At 68.5% G+C, this 17,306-nt stretch carries 17 protein-coding genes; 8 read left to right on the forward strand and 9 right to left on the reverse strand.

What is annotated here, in order from left to right; genetic code table 11:
- Positions 1–19: 19 nt before the first annotated feature.
- Genes ACF8LI_RS07570 through ACF8LI_RS07590 form a run of 5 tightly spaced genes read left to right on the forward strand, consistent with a single transcriptional unit; the run spans position 20 to position 5,719 of the window.
- A complete protein-coding gene (locus tag ACF8LI_RS07570) occupies positions 20–1,105 on the forward strand; it encodes a porin (protein ID WP_392414460.1) in 1,086 nt (361 codons plus the stop codon).
- 51 nt (positions 1,106–1,156) lie between these two features.
- A complete protein-coding gene (locus ACF8LI_RS07575; RefSeq protein ID WP_017404538.1) occupies positions 1,157–1,603 on the forward strand; it encodes a (2Fe-2S)-binding protein in 447 nt (148 codons plus the stop codon).
- Positions 1,581–3,824 carry a molybdopterin cofactor-binding domain-containing protein gene (locus ACF8LI_RS07580; protein ID WP_392414461.1) on the forward strand — a complete coding sequence of 748 codons (2,244 nt, stop codon included), beginning with the start codon at positions 1,581–1,583 and terminating at the stop codon, positions 3,822–3,824. The genes ACF8LI_RS07575 and ACF8LI_RS07580 overlap by 23 nt, the downstream gene beginning before the upstream one ends.
- A gap of 41 nt (positions 3,825–3,865) precedes the next feature.
- Positions 3,866–4,687 carry a TauD/TfdA family dioxygenase gene (locus ACF8LI_RS07585; protein WP_016451352.1) on the forward strand — a complete coding sequence of 274 codons (822 nt, stop codon included), beginning with the start codon at positions 3,866–3,868 and terminating at the stop codon, positions 4,685–4,687.
- Positions 4,688–4,741: 54 nt separating this feature from the next.
- A complete protein-coding gene (locus tag ACF8LI_RS07590; protein WP_026062757.1) occupies positions 4,742–5,719 on the forward strand; it encodes a tripartite tricarboxylate transporter substrate binding protein in 978 nt (325 codons plus the stop codon).
- Between the two features lie 47 nt (positions 5,720–5,766).
- Here ACF8LI_RS07590 and ACF8LI_RS07595 read toward each other — a convergent pair whose 3' ends face one another.
- The 9 genes from ACF8LI_RS07595 to ACF8LI_RS07635 all read right to left on the reverse strand — a co-directional run bounded on the left by ACF8LI_RS07595 (position 5,767) and on the right by ACF8LI_RS07635 (position 14,036).
- Entirely contained in the window at positions 5,767–6,498 is a 732-nt protein-coding gene (locus ACF8LI_RS07595) for a TetR/AcrR family transcriptional regulator (protein ID WP_223275354.1), read from the reverse strand.
- 46 nt (positions 6,499–6,544) lie between these two features.
- On the reverse strand, positions 6,545–6,877 hold the full coding sequence (locus ACF8LI_RS07600; RefSeq protein ID WP_034365530.1) for a thioredoxin family protein: 333 nt from the start codon (positions 6,875–6,877) through the stop codon (positions 6,545–6,547).
- Between the two features lie 14 nt (positions 6,878–6,891).
- Entirely contained in the window at positions 6,892–8,229 is a 1,338-nt protein-coding gene (glp, locus tag ACF8LI_RS07605) for a gephyrin-like molybdotransferase Glp (protein ID WP_160855575.1), read from the reverse strand.
- A gap of 29 nt (positions 8,230–8,258) precedes the next feature.
- Entirely contained in the window at positions 8,259–8,954 is a 696-nt protein-coding gene (gene mobA / locus ACF8LI_RS07610; protein WP_016451355.1) for a molybdenum cofactor guanylyltransferase MobA, read from the reverse strand.
- Between the two features lie 62 nt (positions 8,955–9,016).
- Entirely contained in the window at positions 9,017–10,153 is a 1,137-nt protein-coding gene (gene moaA, locus ACF8LI_RS07615; protein WP_016447431.1) for a GTP 3',8-cyclase MoaA, read from the reverse strand.
- A gap of 65 nt (positions 10,154–10,218) precedes the next feature.
- On the reverse strand, positions 10,219–11,004 hold the full coding sequence (locus ACF8LI_RS07620) for an SDR family oxidoreductase (RefSeq protein WP_016447430.1): 786 nt from the start codon (positions 11,002–11,004) through the stop codon (positions 10,219–10,221).
- 24 nt (positions 11,005–11,028) lie between these two features.
- A complete protein-coding gene (locus tag ACF8LI_RS07625; RefSeq protein WP_392414463.1) occupies positions 11,029–11,628 on the reverse strand; it encodes a DUF2889 domain-containing protein in 600 nt (199 codons plus the stop codon).
- 73 nt (positions 11,629–11,701) lie between these two features.
- Entirely contained in the window at positions 11,702–13,135 is a 1,434-nt protein-coding gene (locus ACF8LI_RS07630) for an aldehyde dehydrogenase family protein (protein ID WP_016447428.1), read from the reverse strand.
- Between the two features lie 61 nt (positions 13,136–13,196).
- Positions 13,197–14,036: a Crp/Fnr family transcriptional regulator gene (locus ACF8LI_RS07635; RefSeq protein WP_016447427.1), complete on the reverse strand. Its 840-nt coding sequence runs from the start codon at positions 14,034–14,036 to the stop codon at positions 13,197–13,199.
- Between the two features lie 62 nt (positions 14,037–14,098).
- On the opposite strand from ACF8LI_RS07635, the gene ACF8LI_RS07640 reads away from it, so the two are divergent.
- From ACF8LI_RS07640 to ACF8LI_RS07650, 3 genes are all read left to right on the forward strand, one after another.
- Positions 14,099–14,641: a DUF962 domain-containing protein gene (locus ACF8LI_RS07640; protein ID WP_043790090.1), complete on the forward strand. Its 543-nt coding sequence runs from the start codon at positions 14,099–14,101 to the stop codon at positions 14,639–14,641.
- Between the two features lie 147 nt (positions 14,642–14,788).
- Positions 14,789–15,316 carry an inorganic diphosphatase gene (gene ppa, locus ACF8LI_RS07645; RefSeq protein ID WP_013801496.1) on the forward strand — a complete coding sequence of 176 codons (528 nt, stop codon included), beginning with the start codon at positions 14,789–14,791 and terminating at the stop codon, positions 15,314–15,316.
- A gap of 180 nt (positions 15,317–15,496) precedes the next feature.
- On the forward strand, positions 15,497–17,266 hold the full coding sequence (locus tag ACF8LI_RS07650; RefSeq protein WP_392414464.1) for a methyl-accepting chemotaxis protein: 1,770 nt from the start codon (positions 15,497–15,499) through the stop codon (positions 17,264–17,266).
- Positions 17,267–17,306: the final 40 nt, after the last annotated feature.

Here is a 17,306-nt window from a genome sequence, read left to right on the forward strand (position 1 = left end):
ACGATGAAAGAGCCTTGCGATGAAATACAAAGCAATTGCCGCATTGGCGATGCTGGGCGGCGCGGGAGCGGCGCTTGCCCAGAGTTCGGTGACGCTGTACGGCAGCATGGACCTGACCATGCCCTGGATCAGCGATGTGCGAGGGAGCCGGCTCACGCGCATGGATTCGGCCATCTCCCAGCCTGACCTCTGGGGCCTGCGCGGCTCCGAGGACCTGGGGGGCGGCCTGAAGGCCTCGTTCCAGCTGGAAAACGGATTCCTCACGGACATCGGCTCGCCGATCTCGCCCACCAGCTACTTCAACCGGGCTTCCTGGGTGGGCCTGGACAGTGCTTCGCTGGGCACGCTGCGGCTGGGGCGCCAGGTCGATTTCACGGCCGGCACGCTGAGCCAATGGGGCAATGGCTACCAGCTCTACAACTTCTATCTGTACCACCCGGGCAACCTGGACGGCCTGTCCAGCCAGTTCCCCGTGGACAACTCCGTGGTCTACCTGACGCCGCGCATGGGCGGTATGCAGTTCGGCGCGCAGTATGGATTTGGCGAGGTGCCGGGCCGCTCGCAGGCCAACCGTACCTACAGCGTCATGGGCATCTATTCCAGTGCCAAGCTCAATCTGGCCGTGGCCTACACCGATGCGCGTGGCCGTGCCTTCGATATCGCCGGGCGCACGGGCCTGGCGAACGCGCTGGGCCAGGACCTGGTGGCGGGCCGGCCGCTGGTGCTCGATACCTTCCAGGTGCTGGGCATCGGCGGCGGCTACCAGCTCGATGCGCTTCCGGTCCGGCTCAACGCGCTGCTCACGCGCTCCACGCTCAAGTATGGCGCAGCCTCCAGCCACATGAGCGCGCTCGACCTGGGCCTGGCCTGGCAGACCAGCCAGGCGGTGACCATCAACACCGGCTACTCCTTCAGCCGTTTCGAGCAGACGAAGTGGAACCAGGTCCACCTGGGCGCGCGCTACGCCTTCTCCAAGCGCACGCAGCTGCATGCCTCGGTCACGCACCAGCGCGCCTCCGATGGCGTGGCGGCGATGAATTCCGTGGGCGTTGCCAGCGGGCGCACGCAGACCGTGATTGCGGCAGGCATACACCACTCGTTCTGAGAGGCATGAGACATGCAGCCCGGTCGATGCGGGCGCATTGGAGACCCCACGATGAAATTCACCCTCAATTCCCGAAGCGTGGCCTTTGACGGCGACGGGCAGACCCCGTTGCTGTGGGTGCTGCGCGACCACTTCAAGCTGCCGGGCACCAAGTTCGGCTGCGGCATCAGCATGTGCGGGGCCTGCACGGTCCATGTCGATGGCGAGCCCGTGCGTTCCTGCGTGCTGCCCGTCTCGACGGTGGGCGGCAAGGCGGTCACGACCATCGAAGGACTGTCCAGCAACCGTTCCCACCCCATCCAGAAGGCCTGGATGGACAAGGACGTGCCGCAGTGCGGCTACTGCCAGTCCGGCATGGTCATGGCCGCTGCCGCGCTGCTCAAGGCCCATCCGCAGCCCACCGATGCGCAGATCGACGAGGCCATGACCAATCTGTGCCGCTGCGCCACCTACCACCGCATCCGGGAGGCCATCCATGCCGCAGCGTCCAAGCAATGAACGGGGCCGCGTGGCCGATTCGGCCACCTCGCTGCGGCGCAGGCACCTGCTCCAGAGTGCCGCTGCGCTGCTGGTGGCGCCTGCTGCAGGCAGCCTGCTGATTCCGCTGGCGCAGGCCGCGCCGCCGGCAGCCGGTGCGGCGGCGGCAGCAGCCATCGGCGACTGGGTCTGGATCGAGCCTTCGGGCCAGGTGGTGATCGGCGTTTCGCAGTGCGAGGTCGGCCAGGGCATCTACACAGGCCTGCCCCAGGTGCTGGCCGATGAACTGGATGCCGACTGGGCCAGCGTGACCGTGCGCTTCGTCACGGGGCGCGACGCCTATCGCAACGATGCGGGCGAGATGCCGTTCCAGCAGTTCGTGGGTGCCTCCATGTCCATGAACTATTTCTATGAACGCATGCGCCTGGCCGGCGCCCAGGCGCGCGATGTGTTGCTGCGCGCCGGCGCAAGCCGCCTGGGTGTGCGTGCCTCCCAGTGCATGACGCGTGCCGGCCGCGTGCTGCACCCCGCGACGGGCCGCAGCGTGGGCTATGGCGAGATCGTGGCCGATGCCTCCAGGCTGCCCCTGGCCGCGCGGCCGCGCATGAAGTCGGCTTCCGAGCAGGGCCTGATCGGCCGCAACCTGCGCCGTGTGGATACGCCTTCCAAGGTCGACGGCAGCGCGGTGTTCGGCATCGATGTCGAGGTGCCCGGCATGCTGATCGGCGCCGTGCGCATGGCGCCCAGCGTGACGGGGCGCATCGTGCGCATCCGCAACGAGGCAGAGGTGCGCGCGCGCCCCGGCGTGCATGCCGTCGTGCGCACCACGCAGTGGCCCGACCCCGAGCCCAGCACCGTGGTCGTGGTGGCCGACTCGTACTGGATTGCCAAGCAGGCTGCCGATGCGCTGGACATCGAATTCGACGCCGGCGCGGCGGCCGGTGTGGACAGCGAGCGCATCCATGCGCAGTTCGTCGCAGGCTTGTCGAACGACAAGGCCGTCGTGGCCCGCAGCCTGGGCAAGCCGCGTGAAGTGCTGGCGGTCGGCAAGACCATCACGGCCGACTACCACTCGCCCTACATCACGCACGCCACCATGGAGCCGCTGGCCGCCACCGTGCATGTGCGCGACGGCGAGGTCGAGACCTGGGGGGCCTACCAGGGCCAGGACTTCCTGCGTGGCGAACTCGGCAAGGCCTGCGGCGTGCCTGCAGACAAGGTGATCGTGCACACCACCTTCCTGGGCGGCAGCTTCGGGCGCAAGTACATGCCCGACTTCGCCCTGCATGCGGCGGCGGCGTCCAAGGCCGTGGGCCGGCCCGTCAAGGTCATCCGCTCGCGCGAGGACGACATACGGCATTCCTACTACCGGCCCGGCGCATCGGGGCGCTTGAGCGCCGTGCTCGGCGCCGACGGCATGCCGGCCGCGCTGCATGCGCGCATCTCGGGCCAGTCGCTGTACGGGGCCATCAACCCCAAGAAGATGGCCGATGCCGGCGGCTGGGACGAGACCATGGTCGAGTCCATCTACGACCTGATCTACGGCGTGCCCAACCTGCTGGTGGATGCCGTGGACGTGCAGCAGCCCATACCGCTGAGCTACCTGCGCAGCGTGGGCACCACGTCCAGCGTGTTCTTCCTGGAGAGCTTCATCAGCGAACTCGCCCACACCGCAGGCGTGGACGACTACCAGTACCGGCGCCGCCTGCTGGCCGGCCAGCCGCTGGCGCTGGGCGTGCTGGATGCGGCGGCGCGGGCCGCGCGCTGGGAGCAGCCCGCGCCGGCAGGCCTGCACCGCGCCATGACCTTCAACGTCTACACGGGGCGGGGCGAGAGCTTCCAGACCTTCGTCGCACTGGTCATGGAATTGCGTGTTGTGCAAGGCCGCGTGCGGCTGGAGCGTGCCATCTGCGCCATTGATGCAGGCCGCGTGGTCAATCCGGGCCTGGTCAAGGCCAATGTGGAAGGCGGCATCGGCTTTGCGCTGACCAACACCTTCAAGAGCCGGCTGGACTTCGACAAGGGCGCGGTACAGCAAAGCAACTTCCACGACTACCCGCTGCTGCAACTGTCCGAAATGCCCCGCGTGGAGGTGGTCCTGGTCGAAAGCGACCGGCCGCCCCAGGGCTGCGGCGAAGTGGCCCTGGGCCCCACGGCGCCTGCCGTGGCCACGGCCATGTTCCATGCCACGGGCCGCCGGTTCCGCTCCATGCCGCTGCCGCAGGACATCGCGTCCACCTGATCACCACCCCAACCCCGGCTTTTTTTGAGAAAAGGAATTTCATGCAAGTCGAACACATCACCCCGTGCATAGGATCGGAGATATACGGCATCGATCTCTCGGACCCGGCGCAGGTGCATGACCATGCGGACGCGCTGCGCAAGCTGCTGGCCGAGCGCCAGGTCATCTTCTTCCGCGACCAGACGCTGGACCCTGCGCAGCAGGTGCGCGTGGCCCAGGTGTTCGGCAAGGTCGAGCCCGTGTCCTCCACCTTTCCCTCGCACCCGGACGATCCCCATGTCGAGCTGCTGATCAGCCAGGGCACGCGCACCGGCACCGACATCTGGCATGCCGACCTGACCTGGCAGACCAAGCCGCCCGCCGGTGCCTGCCTCTACGCCGTGGACGTGCCGCCCACGGGCGGCGACACCATGTGGGCCAGCATGACCACGGCCTTCGCCTCGCTGGCGCCCGAGCTGCAGGCCTATCTGCGCACGCTGCGCGCCACCCACAACTGGGAGGCGCCGGCCCTGAGGCAAAGCCTGATGCGCCGCGATCCCTCGGGCGAGGCCTATCGGGCCACGCGCCTCAAGCATCCGCCGCTGGAGCAGCCCGTGGTCCTGGTGCACCCGGTGACCTGCCTGCCCGTGGCCTTTGTGAACTCGCTCTACACCACGCACATAGAAGGCGTGACCAGCGACGAGAGCGCGGCCCTGATCGCCATGCTCAGCGGCCTGGCCAAGGTGCCTGAATGGCAGGTGCGCTTTCGCTGGCGCAAGGGCTCGGTGGCCATCTGGGACAACCTGGCCACGCAGCATTACGCGGTCAACGACTACCACCCCGCAGCGCGGCGCATGCACCGCGTGGCGATACGCCAGGCGTGAGCCCGGCCCCGGCCTTTGCTGAAAATGACAAAACCCACGATGAAAGCCCACCCCATGAAAGCGAAACGCAAAACGCTTGCCCTAGGCATGGCCCTGGCCATGGCCCTGCTGGCCGGTCCTGCCCAGGCGCAGGCCTATCCCCACAAGCCCGTCACCATCGTCGTGGCCTATCCCGCAGGCGGTGACACCGATGCGCTGGCGCGCCTGCTGGGCGAGAAGCTGTCGGCCCGCATCGGACAGTCGGTGCTTGTGGACAACCGCGCAGGCGCCAGCGGCACCATCGGCAGCAGCTATGTGGCCAAGGCGCCGGCCGATGGCTATACGCTGCTGCTGGCGCCCAATACCTTTGCCATGGCCCAGCTGGTGCTCAAGCTGGGCGCAGGCCACGGATATGACGTGCTCAACGGATTCACGCCCGTGATCGAGGTCGGCTCCACATCGCTGTTCCTTGTCGCCGGACCCGGCGCGGGCGTGCGCACGCTCAAGGAGGCCGTTTCCGCGAGCCAGGGCCGTTCGCTGGGCTACGCCACCCCGGGCAATGGCTCGCCCATGCACTTTCTGGGCGAGATGGTCCGGCGCGCCACGGGCGCCCGCTTCGAGTCCATCCCCTACAAGGGCGTGGCGCCTGCGGTCACGGACGTGGTGGGCGGCCATGTGCCCTTCACCTACAGCACGCTGGGCTCCATCGCGCCCTACCTGCCCGGCGGCAAGCTCGTGGCGCTGGCCGTGGCCGACGCCCAGCGCTCGCCGCTGGCGCCTGACGTGCCCACGCTGGCCGAGCTGGGCTACAAGGACGTGGAGCTGACGGCCTGGTATGGCCTGTTCGGCCCCAGGAACATGCCTGCCGACGTGGTCAGGCTGCTGAATACGCACCTGAACGAGGTCCTCAAGATGCCCGACGTGGTGGCACGCATGGCCACGCTGGGAACCGTCCCTGTGGGCGGCCCGCCGCAGCGCCTGGGCAAGACCAATGCCAGCGACTTCGAGCGCTTCGGGCGGCTGGTCAAGGAGCTGGGCATACAGTCCGACTGAGGGCGGCGCACCGGACGAAAGGAGGGAGCAGCGGGCGCCGGCGCAAGTCAATCCGGGTGGTGGCCCGGGTGTGGTGGGTGGTCTTGCGCCGGCGCATCCTGCCTGATGCGCTCGGCCAGCAGGTGGGACATGAAGCGCAGATAGTGCTCGACCTGCTGGTCTGCCTGCGGCCCTTCCCCGAACAGTTCGGCCAGCAGCGGCCGTGCCGTGGGCAGGAAGGCCGAAATGCTGAGGATGGCCAGGTGGATGAAGCGCGGGTCCACCTGTGCCGGGTGGCTGGCCTGCGCTCCGTCCATCAGCATGGTCGAGGTCAGCTCCAGCCCGCGCCGCGTGATGCGCTGCAGCGGCGTGCCCGAGGGCGGAGGCTCTTCTTCGCTTTCATAGTGGTAGATCTCGGACAGCGCCAGCCGCTCGAACTGCGGGTGCTCGCGCATGAAATCCAGCCGCAGCAGCAGGCGCTGGTAGACGCGCTCTTCCACCGTGCCCTGCGTCCTGAGCGCCACTTCCATGCGGTTTTGCAACTCGCGCATCAGGGACTCCGTCACTTCCTGCAGCAGTCCCTTGAGGCTGCTGAAGTAGTAGCGCACCAGCGCCCGCGTGACGCCGGCCGCCGCCGCGATTTCCAGAATGCTCAGTTGCTCCGGCGTGCGGGTCTTGAGCAGGTTGACCGTGGTCTGCAGGATGATGTCCCGGCCGACGGCATCGTCAGCCAGCGGGCGGCCGCTGTTGCGGCGGGGCTTCTTGGGCGCGGAATCGGCAGGCTTCTTTTGGGACGGCATGCGGGCCATTGTCGGCGATACACAGGCAGCGGCTGCGCCGCAAGTGTCAGGGTTGGGCGGTGATGCGGGCCAGCGCGTCCTCGATCTCGCGGGCCTGCTGGGGCCGCACCAGCCTTTGCACCTCCTGCCCGTCACGCAGAAAGACCAGGGTGGGCCAGAGCTTGACGCGGTAGCTGCGTCCCAGGGCCCTGCCGGGGCCGTCTTCCACCTTGATGTGGGCCACCTGCGGGGCGGCATCCAGCGCCTGGGCAATCAGCGGTTGCGCGCGCTGGCAGTGGCCGCACCAGGCGGTGCCGAACTCCAGCAAGGTAGCGCCGGGCAGCGTATCGACGGTGCTGCGATCGGGGGCGTCGGTCAGGTGCTTGGACTGGAAGGGCATGGGGCAATCTCCTGTCAGGGAAAGGCCTGCAGCGGCAGGATGGACACGGTTTCGCCGGCTTGCACGGCAGCGCGCTCATGTTCGAGCACGATGAGGCAGTCGGCCTCGGCCATGGAACTGAGTACGCCCGAGCCCTGCGGCCCCGTGGTGCGCACCATGCAGCGGCCATCGGCGCCCTTGGACAGAATCCCGCGCTGGTACTCGGTGCGGCCGGGCCGCTTGGACAGGGCCTGCGCAGCCACAGCCTGGGGCAGGGCGGTCGGTTCACCGTCCACGGCGGCGGTGCCCATGAGCTGCAGCAGCGCCGGTCGTACAAAGACCAGAAAGCTCACCATGGCAGCCACGGGATTGCCGGGCAGGCCGATCAGTACCGTGGTGCGTGCCGGTGGCCGGCTGGCGGCAAATGGCGTGCCCGCATCGGGCTGCAACAGGCCCACGGCCAGCGGCCGGCCCGGCCGCATGGCCAGGCGCCAGAAATGAACGCTGCCCATGCGTTGCAGCATGGCGCGCGTATGGTCGGCCTCGCCCGCGCTGATGCCGCCGCTGGTCAGCACCACGTCGGCCAGGGAGGCGGCTTCGCGCAGGCGCTCCTGCAAGGCTTCGGGCTGGTCGGCCACCACGCCCAGGTCCAACACCTTGACGCCCATGCGCTGCAGCAGGCCGATGAGGCTGAAGCGGTTGCTGTCGTAGACCGCCCCTTCGCGCAGCGCCGTGCCGGGGTGCAGGATTTCATCGCCCGTGGAGAAATAGGCCACGCGCAGCCGCCTGCGAACATGCACCTGAGACTGGCCCAGGCTGGCGATCAGGCCCAGGGCTGCCGGATGCAGGCGCTGGCCCGCCGCCAGCGCCACGCAGCCCTGGCTCAGATCCTCGCCGCGCCTGCGGCGGTTGTCTCCGGTGCGCACGCTGCCGGCGGGGATGCGTACATGGTCGGGCGAGGCCGCATCGGCGGGCTCGGTGCGTTCGTGCGCGATCACCGTGTCCAGACCGGGCGGCAGCACGGCGCCCGTCATGATCTTGATGCACTCGCCCGCCCGCACCGTGCCATGCCAGGGCTTGCCGGCCAGGGCTTGGCCGACCACGCGCAGCACCAGCTGGGCGCCGGCCTGCAGCTGGCTGCCGTCGAAGGCATAGCCATCCATGGCGGCGTTGTCATGTGCGGGCACGTCGATGGGGGAGACGATGTCTTCGGCCAGCATGCGGTCCAGCGCGTCGGCCAGCGCCAGTGTTTCCACATCCGCCACCGGGCCCAGGGGCTGCAGCAGGCTGGCCAGCTGGGACAGTGCCTGATCAACGCTCAGGTCCTGGGCGGAGGCGATGGGGGCGGAGGCGGGCTGGAAGGTGGCGGTCATCAGAACGGAATCCGGTGGGGCAAGGCCGGTCACGGCGGCGTCACGGGCACACAGGCCGCGGCCTGCGCCAGGGCCTGCAGCTCCTGCTGCGTGTTGGCGTTGGCAAAGGCCAGCGGGCTGTCGTCCGCGCGATCGAAGAGGGCGGTGGCGCAGCGGTGCTGGCCCGTCCAGGCATCGATCTTGCGGCCGCCCGAACGTATGAAGGACTGCAGGCTATCACGCAGCGATGACCGCATCAGGCAGAACACGGGCTGGGCCCGCAGCCTGGATTGATCTGTATCAAGCGAGCGTTCCCAGCCATGGGCGACGACGATGTCGGCCGCAGGCTGCTGCGCCAGCGCAGCCTGCGCGAGCCGCTGTACAAGGTCCTGGGGGAACAGCGGCGTGTCGCAGGGCACGCAGACCAGCCAGGGTGTCTGGCAATGGGTGAGGCCGCTCAGAAAGCCGGCCAGCGGGCCGGGGTAGTCGGGTTCGGCATCGGGCCAGACCGGGGCGCCATAGGGGGCGCCCAGTTGCGCATAGGCCTCAGCATGGCGATTGGCGTTGAGCATCAGATGCCCGACCTGGGGCGCAAGGCGGTCCAGCGCATGGGCTGCCAGCGGCTGGCCCAGAAAGGGCTGCAGGCCCTTGTCGATGCCGCCCATGCGCATGCCGCGCCCGCCTGCCAGCACGCAGCCCGTGATGTCGCTCAAGGGCAGGGTGTCGGGCAGGGAGGAAACGGGCATGTGTGGCTTGTGATGGAGAAACCGAGGGGAAGGGGAAAGGGAGCCGCGCGCGACGCGCGGGCTCAGCCGCCGATGTAGCTCATCTCTATGCGCCTGCGCTGCGTGTCCGTGCTGGACGGCAGGCTGGCGCGCAGTTCGGAATAGCGGTCGGTGCGCTGCTGCCAGATGGGGGCCAGCGCGGCTGCCACTTCCTCGTCGCTGGCGCCGCTGCGCAGCAGGCTGCGCAGGTCCCAGCCTTCGGAGGCGAACAGGCACAGGTACAGCCGGCCCTCGGTGGACAGGCGCGCACGGTTGCAGTCGCCGCAAAAGGCGTGGGTGACGCTGCTGATCACGCCGACCTCGCCCAGCGAGGGATCGTGCAGGCCCTGCGCATCGGCATATCCCCAGCGCACGGCGGTCTCGCCCAGGCTGCTGGCCTGCAGCGGCACCAGGGGCAGCTCGGCGCGCAGCCGGGCGATGACTTCGTCGGAGGGCAGGACCTCGTTCATGCGCCAGCCGTTGGTCGCGCCCACGTCCATGTATTCGATGAAGCGCAAGGTCACGCCGGTACCCTGGAAGTGGCGCGCCATAGGCAGGATCTGGTCCTCGTTGGTGCCGCGCTTGACCACCATGTTGACCTTGATGTTGCCCAGGCCTGCCGCCTGGGCCGCCTCGATGCCGGCCAGCACGTCGGAGACCGGAAAGTCCACGTCGTTCATGCTGCGGAACACCGCGTCGTCCAGCCCGTCCAGGCTGACGGTGACGCGGTTCAGGCCGGCCGCCTTGAGCGCCCGGGCCTTGCGCGCCAGCAGCGAGCCGTTGGTGGTCAGCGTCAGGTCCAGCGGATGGCCGTCGGGCGTGCGCAGGGCAGACAGCTGCTCCACCAGCGTTTCCACGTTCTTGCGCAGCAGCGGCTCGCCGCCGGTCAGGCGGATCTTGCGCACGCCATGCTGCACGAACAGGCGGGCCGTGCGCGTGATCTCCTCGAAGCTCAGCAGCGAGCCGTGCGGCAGGTAGCGGTAGTTCTTGTCGAAGACTTCCTTGGGCATGCAGTAGCTGCAGCGGAAGTTGCAGCGGTCGGTGATGCTGATGCGCAGGTCGCGCAGCGGCCGGCCAAGCCTGTCACGCAGATCGCCGGTGGGCGCCTGCAGCAGTCTTGGCACGGTGGCCGGGCGAGTCGGGGCGCGCTCGTCGACCAGGGGGATCACTCGTTCTGCCATGCCCGCGATTTTGCCCGAATGCCTATGTCCAGGCTCTGCGCAAGCCTGCAGATCTTGATCTGCGTCTAGACGCAGCGCGCTCCGTCCACCTCGATGCAGGTGCCGCTGATGAAGGCCGCCTCGTCGCTGGCCAGATACAGCGCGGCATTGGCCACGTCCAGCGCCGTGGAAAAGCGGCCCAGCGGAATCGTCGCCCGAAAGCGCGCGCGGCGCTCCTCGTCCACGGGGCCGCCGGCAAACTCGGCGGCCAGGCCGGTGTCGGGGTTGAAGACGGGGTTGATGCAGTTGACGCGGATGTTCTCCGGGCCCAGTTCCGCGGCCATGGACTTGCTGGTCACGATGACGGCACCCTTGGAGCCGTTGTACCAGGTCAGCCCCGGGCGCGGGCGCAGGCCTGCCGTGGAGGCGATGTTGATGAAGCTGCCGCCGCCGGGGCGGCCATCGGCCATCGGCGGATTGGCGCGCATGGCCGGCACGCCGTGGATGGCCGAGAGATAAATGCTCTTGACGTTGATGGCATAGACCCGGTCGAACTCGGCCTCGCTGACTTCGAGCATGGGACGGTTGCGGTGCGTCCAGCCTGCGTTGTTGACGAAGACATCGAGCCGGCCGTGGGCCTGCAGCGTGGCGGCCACCAGGGCCTTGACCTGTTCGCCCTGCGTCATGTCCGCCTGCACATAGAGCGCGCGGCCGCCCACGGCGTTGATGGCCTGTGCCACGCGCGTGCCGGCCTCGCGGTCGATGTCGTTGACGACGATATGCGCGCCTTCGGCGGCCAGCCGCATGGCGATGCCGGCTCCTATGCCGCTGCCGGCGCCTGTGACGATGATGGATTTGTCCTGGACACGCATCGGGCTTTGCTCCTCGGTCGGGGGTCAGGCCCCCTGGGTTTCGGTGGTGGCTGTGGTCGCCGGGGTCGGGGTAACGCCGCCTGTGCCGGGCTGCCAGCCCACGAACTGCGGGTAGTAGCGCGCCACGCCGGGGCCATTGAAGTCCCAGCCCAGGCACTGGCCCAGGTGGCGTGGCGGCTGGCTGGGGTCGGCATCGCCAAAGACGCCGGGCACGGACTGGAAGGCGGCCGTGGCCATGTTGAACAGCAGCTCGCGCAGATGCGTGCAGCTGGTCACGCCGCCCAGGTTCTCGTTGATGGCCTTGCGCCATCCGCGCGCCATGCTGCAGCCGACCATTTTCTGCAGGGCCCGCGTGGCCTCGGGGCAGTGGCCCAGCGGATGGGAGTCCATGACGACCTCGATGGCCTGCACCGCCAGGCGGGCATCGACCGTGGTGCGTATCCACATGTGGTGTATGGCCGTGCCGGCCGGCATGTGGCGGCCGCCGCTCAGTTCGATGTCATGGGTCTTGCTGTCGCGCAGCTCGCCTTCGATGTCCCAGAGGCCATCGGCGCGGGCGTAGCTGCGGTAGCGCACGTCGCGTTCATGCTGGGGCGTGCGGTCGGGAACGGGAGACAAGGGCATGGGGAATTCTTCTTTCTGTCGCGTGCGGCCGGCTGGCGCCGGGCACCTTGCGATTTTCCGTCATGCGCCAGGATCAGCCATGCCGTATGGCGACGGTCTTCAGCGTGGTGAAGCCATAGAGCGCCTCGAAGCCCTTTTCGCGGCCATGGCCGCTGGACTTGACGCCGCCGAAGGGCAGCTCCACGCCGCCACCCGCCCCGTAGTTGTTGACGAAGACCTGGCCGCAGCGCAGGCGCCGCGCCAGGCGCAGCTGGCGCGCGCCGTCACGGGTCCACAGGCCGGCCACCAGGCCGTAGGCCGTGCCGTTGGCCAGTTGCACGGCATGGTCCTCGTCATGGAAGGGCATGGCGCAGAGCACGGGGCCGAAGATCTCTTCCTGCGCCAGCCGGTGCTCGGGTGGCACGTCGCGCAGCAGGGTGGGCGCCTGGTAGAAGCCGCTGTCGGGCGCATGCTCCACGATCTGGCCCTGCGCCACCACGGCAATGCCTGCCACCTGGGCGTCGGACAGGAAATCCCAGACACGCTGCTGCTGGCTGGCGCGGATCAGCGGACCCAGGTCCAGGTCCATGGCGGCCGGACCCACGCGCAGCGCCTCGAAGGCCTGGCCCAGGCGTTCGAGCAGCGGCTCGTAGATCAGCGAGTCGATCAGCACGCGCGAGCCTGCCGAGCAGGTCTGGCCGGCGTTCTGCACGATGGCGTTGACGATGGCCGGCACGGCGGCGTCCAGGTCCGCATCCGCGAACACGATCTGCGGACTCTTGCCGCCCAGCTCCAGCGTGACGGGGCAGTGCCGTTCGGCCGCAGCCTGCTGGATCAGCGTGCCCACGCCGGGGCTGCCCGTGAAGCTCAGGTGGTCCACTCCTGGATGGCGCGCCAGGGCCTCGCCCACCTCGTGCCCCAGGCCGGTGACCACGTTGAAGGCGCCTGCCGGAAAGCCGACCTCGGTGGCCAGCCGCGCCACGCGCAGCACGGACAGGCAGGCGTCTTCCGAGGGCTTGACCACGCAGGTATTGCCCGCGGCCAGCGCCGCGCCCACGCTGCGGCCCAGGATCTGCATGGGATAGTTCCAGGGGACGATATGACCGGTCACGCCGTGGGGCTCGCGCCAGGTCAGGGCGCTGTAGCCCTGCTGGTAGGGCAGGGTCTCACCGTGCAGCTTGTCGCAGGCGCCGGCATAGAACTCGAAGTAGCGCGCCAGCGCCAGCGCATCGGCACGGGCCTGGCGCGTGGGCTTGCCGCAGTCGCGCTGCTCGATGGCCGTGAGTTCATCGGCATGCTGCAGCACGCTGCCCGACAGGCGCATCAGCAGGCGCCCGCGTTCGGCGGCCGAGAGCTTGCTCCAGACGCTGTCCTGGCATTCGCGCGCAGAGCGCACGGCCAGGTCGATGTCCTGGGGCGAGCCGCGTTGGAGCTCGTCGAAAGCCTGCCCGTCCGACGGGTCCAGCACGGGGATCGTGCGTCCCGATTCCGTAGGCACGGACGCATTGCCGATGTGGTGGTATTGCATGGAGCCCGATTGTGGGGCGCCCGGGACGCTTGTCCAGTCCCGGGCGTTGCAGCGCGCCTGCCTACTGCGCAGGCCAGCCCGCGTCGCGCAGGCCTTGGCGGTCCAGCACCTCCATCTTGCCGCGCCGCAACTGCAGGCAGCCGGCCAGTTGCAGCTCTTGCAGGATCTGGTTGGTGGTCTGGCGTGACAGGCCCAGCATGCGCGCCAGCTGCTCCTGGGACACATCCAGCTCGCGCCGCCAGCGCTGGCGGCCCTGGCCGTCGGGCTGCCACTGGTCAAAGCCTTCGGCCATGCGCACCAGGCGCCGCGCCAGGCGCTGGGGGGCCGGCAGCAGCGTGTGCTCTTCCAGCGCCACCAGGCACACGCGCAGCTTGTCCGTCAGCAGCAACGCCAGCGCTTGCCAGTGTCCGGGGTGGGCGGCCAGCCACTCCATCAGCGGTGCCTGGGGCACGTGAAGCACGATGCAGGCCGTGGCGGCCTGGGCATCGTGCGTGCGTTGTGCGCCATCGAACAGGGCAATCTCTCCCAGCCACATCGGCGGCTCCACCAGGGCCAGCAGCGCCGTGCGGGCCTGCTCGCCGCAGGCGGCCGTGCCCGAGATGCTGAGGGCGCCACGCGCCACCGCGTACAGGCCGCAGGGCGGGTCGCCCCGGCGAAACAGCCAGTCGCCTGCGGCCAGCGTGCGGGGCTGGGCCAGTGCCTTGAGCTGCGCGGCCAGCTCTGGCGGCAGGGCGTGGAACCAGCGGCCTGCCTCGACGGTGGCCCAGAGATCGGCCATGCCCGGCGGACCGGCCACTGCGCGGCGCCGTACGCCGCGCGTGGCGGCGGCAGTTGCCGTGGCTGCCGGAGCTGCCGGTGCGGGTAAGCCCGAGGTGTGCGATGAGGCTTGTGTCGGATCCATGACAGACGCCAATCCTTGATGACACCACCATGGTTGCGCAACATCCACTGCCGGTGCAGCCTATGAAAACCCTCATCGACCAACTGTCCCAGTACGCGGACTATCACCGTGATCCACGCAACATCCTCACGCACTTCTTTGGCGTGCCGCTGATCATGTGGGCCGTGGTGATCCTGCTGGCACGTCTGCAATGGGCGATGCCATTGGGCGACGGCATGCCTGCCCTGCCGCTGAGCCTGGCCTTGCTGGCGGCGCTGGCGGCAGGCATCTACTACTGTTTGCTGGACCTGCGCTACGGCATTGCCATGGCTGTGGTGCTTGCCCTGATGCTGGCCTTGGCACAGCCCATCGCCATGCTGCCGTTGGGGGCTTGGCTGGGATGGGGGCTGGGCATCTTTGCCGTGGGCTGGGTGATCCAGTTCGTGGGTCATTACTACGAGGGCCGCAAGCCAGCCTTCCTGGACGACATCCTGGGCCTGGTCATCGGACCCCTGTTCGTGCTGGCCGAGCTGGGCTTTGCACTGGGCCTGCGCCGCGAAGTGCAGCATGCGGTGGAGCAGCGCAGCGGCCCCGTGCGCCGGCGCGCGGGCGGGGCACACGCCTGAGACCGGGCGCTGCAAGCTTGGCGCAGGCTTGCGCCCTTAGCATGGCGGGCGTTCCTGCGGAGCCATCCGTGGGGGCGTGTGCCTGCGCCTAAAATCACGCTGCTATCCCCTGCGGGGGCTCTTTCGTTTCAACTCTGCTTATCCATCATGTCTTTCGACAAAGTCACACCGGGCAAGAACGCTCCTGAATCCTTCAACGTCGTGATCGAGATCTCGGCCAACTCCGATCCCATCAAGTACGAAGTGGACAAGGAAAGCGGCGCCGTCTTCGTGGACCGCTTCATGGGCACGGCCATGCACTACCCGGCCAACTACGGCTATGTGCCCCAGACGCTGTCCGGCGACGGCGATCCGGTGGACGTGCTGGTGATGACGCCCTTCCCGCTGCCCCCGGGCGTGGTCGTGGCCTGCCGCCCCATCGGCATCCTGCTCATGGAAGACGAGTCCGGCGTGGATGGCAAGGTCCTGGCCGTGCCCACGCAAAAGCTGCTGCCCGCCTACGACAAGATCAACACGCTGGAAGACATCCACGAGATCACCCTCAAGCAGATCCAGCATTTCTTCGAGCACTACAAGGACCTGGAAAAGGGCAAGTGGGTCAAGGTTCTGGGCTGGAAGGGCGTGGACGAGGCCAAGAAGGAAGTCGTGGACGGCATCGCCAACTACAAGGGCTGATCCCTTTCACTCCCGTCGAGGGAGTCTCAACTGCGCTGAGGTAAATGCCCGCTTCGCAGTTGATACAATTTGAAACGCACCCGGTGCCTAGGCGCCGGGTGCGTTTTTTGTTTTGTCATGGATCAGGGTTTGGACAGATCAATCAGGCGCTGATGGGGACATCGGCCCGGGAGCGAGCAAATGAAGGTGGCAGATTGGCGCATGGGCACGAAGCTGGGCATGGGATTCCTCGTCATGGTCCTGTTCTCGGCGGTTCTGGGGGCGGTAGCCTGGTTGCAACTGGCGCAGATGCACCGCAACGCATTGCATTTGTCGGATGTGGCCCTGCCCAGCATGTTCCATGCGGGCGCCATGCGATCCGAATACAACCGCCTGCGCCGCCACGAGGCCGGCATTGCCTCCGCGCGCAGCCTGGCCGAGGTCGATGGCTTTGCCAAGCAGGTGCAGGACCGGCTGCAGACCATTGGCGAGCATGAGACGGCCCTGCGTTCGCTGATCGACCAGCAGGCCTTGCGCGCGGCCTTCGACGACTACCTCGGCTTCAAGCAACAGTTCCTGGCCATGCATGCGCGATTGCTGGAGCGTGCGCGCGCCGGCAACTATTCCACCACCGAGGAGCAGGCCTTCATGGCCGACGAGATGGGGTTGATGTTCGCCGGCGAGTCCGAGGCGCAGTTCGGCAAGCTGGCCGAAAGCGCCGGCCGCCTGCTGACCCTGCAGCGCGAGGCGGGCGAGCAGGCGCGGCAGCAGGCGCAGGCAGGCTTTGACCTGGCCCGCATCTGGGTGCTGGGCACGCTGGCTGCGGTGGTGGCGATTGCGGCCCTGGTGGGCTGGGCCATCACGCGTGCTGTCACCGGCCCGGTGGCCCAGGCCGTGGCCGTGGCGCGCAATGTGGCGGCCGGCCATCTGGAAAAGCCGGTCACCAGCCGGCGCCGGGATGAAATGGGCCAGCTCATCAACGCACAGGAGGACATGCGCCGCAAGCTCGCCGAGCTGGTGGGCGATGTGCGCGGCAATGCGCACGGCGTGGCGCTGGCCGCTGGCGAGATCGCCCAGGGCAATGCGGACCTGTCGGCGCGCACCGAAAGCCAGGCCAGTGCTCTGGAAGAAACCGCAGCCTCCATGGAGCAGTTGGGCGCGACCGTGCGCCAGAACGCGGACAACGCGCGCCAGGCCAACCAGATGGCTGCCTCGGCCTCGGGCATTGCCGCGCGTGGCGGCGAGGTTGTGGCCCAGGTGGTGGACACCATGAAGGGCATCAACGACAGCAGCCGCCAGATCGCCGACATCATCGGCGTGATCGACGGCATTGCCTTCCAGACCAATATCCTGGCGCTGAACGCCGCCGTGGAGGCGGCCCGCGCTGGCGAGCAGGGCCGGGGCTTTGCCGTGGTGGCCGGCGAGGTGCGCACGCTGGCCCAGCGCAGTGCCGAGGCGGCCAAGGAGATCAAGGCCTTGATCCAGGCCAGCGAGCAGCGTGTGGAGCAGGGCACGCAGCTGGTGGACAAGGCCGGCGAGACCATGTCCGAAATCGTCGCCGCCATCCGGCGCGTGACCGACATCATGGGCGAGATCAGCGCCGCCAGCAGCGAGCAGAGCGCGGGCGTGGCCCAGGTGGGCGATGCCATCACGCAAATGGACCAGGCCACCCAGCAGAACGCCGCCCTGGTCGAGCAAAGTGCGGCCGCTGCCCAGTCGCTGCAGCAGCAGGCGCGGGCCATGGTGGCATCGGTATCGGTGTTTCGCACGGCGCCGGGAGACTCGACAGCGGTCCCCGAGGCGGCTGAGGCCGTCAAGGCGGCCGTGGCGGCGCCGCGCGCAACGGCGACCGCCCCTTTGGCATCACCGCCGGTCCTGGCGCCCATCGCAGCCCGGCCAGCGAAACATGCCACGCCAGCCCAGGTCAGCAGGACCGCGACCGCCGACGACGAGGAGTGGGCCGCGTTCTGAGGCCTTGCCCGCAGCTGTGCCCCATCCTCTGGCGGCCCCA

This window comes from Delftia sp. WSY_12, assembly GCF_043104645.1.
Lineage (GTDB): Bacteria > Pseudomonadota > Gammaproteobacteria > Burkholderiales > Burkholderiaceae_C > Comamonas > Comamonas tsuruhatensis.

Coding starts and splice junctions, on each gene's coding strand:
- ACF8LI_RS07570 (WP_392414460.1), top strand. CDS start 20: ATGAAATACAAAGCAATTGCCGCATTGGCGATGCTGGGCGGCGCGGGA.
- glp (WP_160855575.1), bottom strand. CDS start 8,229: ATGACCGCCACCTTCCAGCCCGCCTCCGCCCCCATCGCCTCCGCCCAG.
- ACF8LI_RS07620 (WP_016447430.1), bottom strand. CDS start 11,004: ATGCGTGTCCAGGACAAATCCATCATCGTCACAGGCGCCGGCAGCGGC.
- ppa (WP_013801496.1), top strand. CDS start 14,789: ATGTCTTTCGACAAAGTCACACCGGGCAAGAACGCTCCTGAATCCTTC.
- ACF8LI_RS07580 (WP_392414461.1), top strand. CDS start 1,581: ATGCCGCAGCGTCCAAGCAATGAACGGGGCCGCGTGGCCGATTCGGCC.
- ACF8LI_RS07590 (WP_026062757.1), top strand. CDS start 4,742: ATGAAAGCGAAACGCAAAACGCTTGCCCTAGGCATGGCCCTGGCCATG.
- mobA (WP_016451355.1), bottom strand. CDS start 8,954: ATGCCCGTTTCCTCCCTGCCCGACACCCTGCCCTTGAGCGACATCACG.
- ACF8LI_RS07630 (WP_016447428.1), bottom strand. CDS start 13,135: ATGCAATACCACCACATCGGCAATGCGTCCGTGCCTACGGAATCGGGA.
- ACF8LI_RS07640 (WP_043790090.1), top strand. CDS start 14,099: ATGAAAACCCTCATCGACCAACTGTCCCAGTACGCGGACTATCACCGT.
- ACF8LI_RS07625 (WP_392414463.1), bottom strand. CDS start 11,628: ATGCCCTTGTCTCCCGTTCCCGACCGCACGCCCCAGCATGAACGCGAC.
- ACF8LI_RS07650 (WP_392414464.1), top strand. CDS start 15,497: ATGAAGGTGGCAGATTGGCGCATGGGCACGAAGCTGGGCATGGGATTC.
- ACF8LI_RS07635 (WP_016447427.1), bottom strand. CDS start 14,036: ATGGATCCGACACAAGCCTCATCGCACACCTCGGGCTTACCCGCACCG.
- ACF8LI_RS07575 (WP_017404538.1), top strand. CDS start 1,157: ATGAAATTCACCCTCAATTCCCGAAGCGTGGCCTTTGACGGCGACGGG.
- ACF8LI_RS07595 (WP_223275354.1), bottom strand. CDS start 6,498: ATGCCGTCCCAAAAGAAGCCTGCCGATTCCGCGCCCAAGAAGCCCCGC.
- ACF8LI_RS07585 (WP_016451352.1), top strand. CDS start 3,866: ATGCAAGTCGAACACATCACCCCGTGCATAGGATCGGAGATATACGGC.
- moaA (WP_016447431.1), bottom strand. CDS start 10,153: ATGGCAGAACGAGTGATCCCCCTGGTCGACGAGCGCGCCCCGACTCGC.
- ACF8LI_RS07600 (WP_034365530.1), bottom strand. CDS start 6,877: ATGCCCTTCCAGTCCAAGCACCTGACCGACGCCCCCGATCGCAGCACC.